This is a genomic window from Pseudoroseomonas cervicalis ATCC 49957, from assembly GCF_000164635.1.
Taxonomy (GTDB): Bacteria; Pseudomonadota; Alphaproteobacteria; order Acetobacterales; family Acetobacteraceae; genus Pseudoroseomonas; species Pseudoroseomonas cervicalis.
Genome location: NZ_GG770779.1, coordinates 108,647 through 112,128 on the forward strand (window position 1 = coordinate 108,647; position 3,482 = coordinate 112,128).

General features: G+C 70.2%; 4 protein-coding genes. 3 read left to right on the forward strand and 1 reads right to left on the reverse strand.

Annotation, left to right across the window (positions count from 1 at the left end):
* On the forward strand, positions 1-572 hold a 572-nt coding region (gene rsmD / locus HMPREF0731_RS11780; protein WP_007004355.1), incomplete at its 5' end, for a 16S rRNA (guanine(966)-N(2))-methyltransferase RsmD.
* A gap of 78 nt (positions 573-650) precedes the next feature.
* A complete protein-coding gene (locus tag HMPREF0731_RS11785) occupies positions 651-1,571 on the forward strand; it encodes a manganese catalase family protein (RefSeq protein ID WP_007004356.1) in 921 nt (306 codons plus the stop codon).
* Positions 1,572-1,656: 85 nt separating this feature from the next.
* Here HMPREF0731_RS11785 and HMPREF0731_RS11790 read toward each other — a convergent pair whose 3' ends face one another.
* Entirely contained in the window at positions 1,657-3,024 is a 1,368-nt protein-coding gene (locus HMPREF0731_RS11790) for a glycosyltransferase family 4 protein (RefSeq protein ID WP_007004357.1), read from the reverse strand.
* 115 nt (positions 3,025-3,139) lie between these two features.
* Between HMPREF0731_RS11790 and HMPREF0731_RS25385 the strand changes: the two genes are divergently transcribed.
* The coding region (locus tag HMPREF0731_RS25385; RefSeq protein WP_007004358.1) for a tetratricopeptide repeat protein at positions 3,140-3,482 on the forward strand (343 nt) is incomplete at its 3' end.

The window sequence follows — 3,482 nt, forward strand, 5'->3', positions numbered from 1 at the left end:
GGCAGCGCGGGCGGCAGCTGCAGGCGCCGCCGGGCGCCGCCACCCGCCCCACGGCCGACCGGGTGCGGCAGGCGCTGTTCGACATGCTGTGGCACGCCCCCTGGGCCGGTCGCGAGCGCATCGAGGATGCGCTGGTGCTGGATGCCTTCGCCGGCACCGGCGCGCTGGGGCTGGAGGCGCTGTCGCGCGGCGCCGCCCATGCCACCTTCATCGAGCAGGACCGGGTGGCGCTGGCCATCCTGCGCGGCAACATCGCCGCCTGCCGGGCGGAGGATGCGGTGCGGGTGATCGGCGGCGACGCGACGCGGCCGCCGCGCGCCACGCGGCCCTGCGGGCTGGTCTTCCTCGACCCGCCCTATGGCAAGGAATTGGTGCCGAAGGCGGTGGCGGCGCTCGGCGCCGCCGGCTGGATCGCCCCCGGCGCCCTGCTGGTGGCCGAGACGGGGCGCGAGGAAGCGCTGGAATTGCCGGGCTTCGAGATGATGGCGCTGCGCGAGCATGGCGCCGCCGCGCTGCACTGCTTCCGCGGCCAAGGGGGCGCCGCCCCCTTGGATCCCCCGCCGGGGGGATAGGATCCCCCCGGACCCCGCCGAACCTTGCGGCAGCGGGCCGGTTGATCAGGCGAACCCCAGCAGAAGGGAACCGCCTGCATGTTCATGCGGATCGACCGCCTTCAGGCCGAGCTGCCCGCGCCCAAGCGCGCCGACCCCAACGCCGCCGCCGCCCTGCAGGAGCTGCTGGGCGGAAAATACGGGGAGATGTCGACGCTCGGGAACTACATGTTCCAGAGCTTCAATTTCCGCAGCAAGAGCAAGCTGCGCCCCTTCTACAGCCTGGTCGCCAGCATCACCGCCGAGGAGCTGGGCCATGTCGAGCTGGTCTCGAACGGCGTCGCCATGCTGGCGAACGGCCCGGACCAGGGGCTGGACACGGAGGATGGCGGCGACATCTCCGGCGCGCCCTTCGAGGCGATGAAGGATATCCGCAGCGCGGCCTCCTTCTTCTCGGCCAATGGCGGCGCCCTGCCGGTGAACAGCAATTCCATGTCCTGGAATGCGGATTTCGTCACCACCACCGGCAATGTGGTGTTCGACCTGCTGCACAATTTCCACCTGGAATGCGGCGCGCGGCTGCACAAGCTGCGGGTCTATGAGAGCCTGACCGACCCCACGGGGCGCGAGGTCTGCGGCTATCTGCTGGTGCGCGGCTCGGTGCATGCGCATGCCTATGCGCTGGCGCTGAAGAAGATCACCGGCGTGGCCATCGAGAAGATGCTGCCGGTGCCGAACATCCCGCTCGGCAACATCCCCGAGTGCCAGAAGTATCTGCAGGAGGGCTCGCACCGCCGGCTCTACCGCTTCAGCCCGGAGGACTACTCCGAGATGGCCGGGATCTGGGAGGGCGAGCAGGCCCTGCCCGGCGACCCGCCCGGCGAGCTGGAGGTGGTGGACGGCCTGCCCGAGGGCGGCAAGATCCACCAGCTCGAGGGCGTGCCCTCCGCCTTCAGCCCGGATTACGCGCCCGAGGAAATGCTGGAGATCGCCACCAAGCTGTACAAGGCGTCGCGCTGAGCGAGGCCGCTCCACGGGGCGAACCGAAAAAAAAGCCGGGGGAGCGATCCCCCGGCCCTGTCCCGTTTCACGGGAAACCCTGGCCTCACTCGGCGGCCAGCGGCGCCTCGCTCTCCGGCGCGGGTTGCGAGAGATCGACGCCCATCCGCGCATAGACCCCGGCCAGGCGGCGCTCATAGGCCTCCTGGCTGAAGAGGGCGGCGCGCTTCGGCCCGGCCTCGGACAGCCAGCCGCGCAGCTCGGCATCGGTGTCGAGGGCGCGGATCGCCTCGGTCAGCGCGCGCACATCGTAGGGATCGACGGTGATGGCGGACTGGCCCACCACCTCCGGCAGGGAGGAGGTGTTGGAGGTCAGCACCGGGGTGCCGAGCTTCATCGCCTCCAGCGCCGGCAGGCCGAAGCCCTCGTAGAGCGAGGGGAAGATCGCCGCCTTGGCGCCGCGCACCAGCGAGACCAGCAGCCGGAAGGGCGCGTAGTCCAGCAGGATGATGCGGCGCTTGGTGCGCAGGATGCTGCCCTCCTGCACCTGGTAGCGGATATGGTCGTCGAACAGGAGCCGCAGCTCCTCGTCGCTCTTCCACGCCTTCTTGCCCACCAGCACCAGCGGCAGATCGGTGCCGGAGGACAGGTAGGCCTCGATCATGCGGCCGACATTCTTCTTCGGCTCGATGGCGCCGAAGAACAGGAAATACTTCTTCCACTCCAGCCCGAAGCTGCCGCGGATCTCGTCATGCGCCTCGTCCACCGGCTTGTCGGTGAATTTCCGCGGCAGGTCGACGGCCTGGTAGGTGTTGGTCACCTTCTCCGGATCGGCGCCGAGCAGGTTGATGATGTCCTGCCGCGACGCCTCGGAGACGGTGATGATGTGGTCGGCCTTGCGCACGATCTGCCGGTTCATGCGGAAGTAGCGGCGCTTGTTGTCGAGCGTGGTGTAGGGCAGGCGCAGCGGCACCAGATCGTGCAGGCAGTAGACGTTCTTCGCGCCCGGCACACGCATCGGCAGCGGGTAGGTCCAGTGCATGATCTGCGGCGGCCGCGGCATGCGCACCGTCAGCTGCCGGCCGAACAGCTTGAAGGTGTTGTGCGCCAGGTTGAAGCCGTTCTCGACATTCCACAGATGGTCGAAATGCGGCAGGCGGTTCTCGAAGGTGGTCGAGACGACATTGCCGGTGATCGGCACCTGGGTGGCGTATTCGCCGAAGGGCGAGAGCAGCACCCGCCGCGTGCCGCGCAGCCAGCGCAGCAGCGGCGCCATCTCGCCCACCCGGTTGTCGAAGAAGGCGATCTCGCGGATCAGCGGGTTGCGGCTCGGGCTCGCCCTGGTGCCGTAGAGCACGCCCACCTCGGCGCCCAGCGCCCCCAGGCGGAAGCTCAGGTTGCGCGCGTAGGTGGCCACCCCCGTGCCCTGGTCGAGCGCGAGGTTGTAGCCATCGATATAGATTCGGGACCGCATGCACCGCACCCTAACCGAGCCAGGGCGCGGAGCGAAGCACACATCCGCGCAAGCCCCCTTGACCTGGGCGTGGCCAGGGGGGCGTTAACGGGCGGCGAGCGCAGGAGTGGCGGCTATGGACGAAGGACAGGGCGCGGCGGCGCAGGATGGGGCCGAGGCGCTGCGCGCGGCGGCCGACCGGCTGCGCGACCAGCGGCGCTGGACCGAGGCCGCCGCGGCCTATGGCCAGTTCCTCCGCCTGCGGCCCGAGGATGCCGGCATGCGGGTGCAGCAGGGTCATTGCCTGAAGGAGGCGGGCGACCTCGCGGGCGCGCTCGCCCTCTACCGCGAGGCCGCCGCGCAGCGCCCGCGCGAGGCCGACATCCCCTTGCAGATCGGCCATGCCGAGAAGCTGCGTGGCCAGCGCGCGGCGGCGCGCGAGGCCTATGCGCGCGCCGCCCTGCTGGCCGCCCGAGGCC

Excerpts from the sequence above, each read along its gene's own strand:
- HMPREF0731_RS11785 (WP_007004356.1), top strand. The coding sequence starts at position 651 with ATGTTCATGCGGATCGACCGCCTTCAGGCCGAGCTGCCCGCGCCCAAG.
- HMPREF0731_RS11790 (WP_007004357.1), bottom strand. The coding sequence starts at position 3,024 with ATGCGGTCCCGAATCTATATCGATGGCTACAACCTCGCGCTCGACCAG.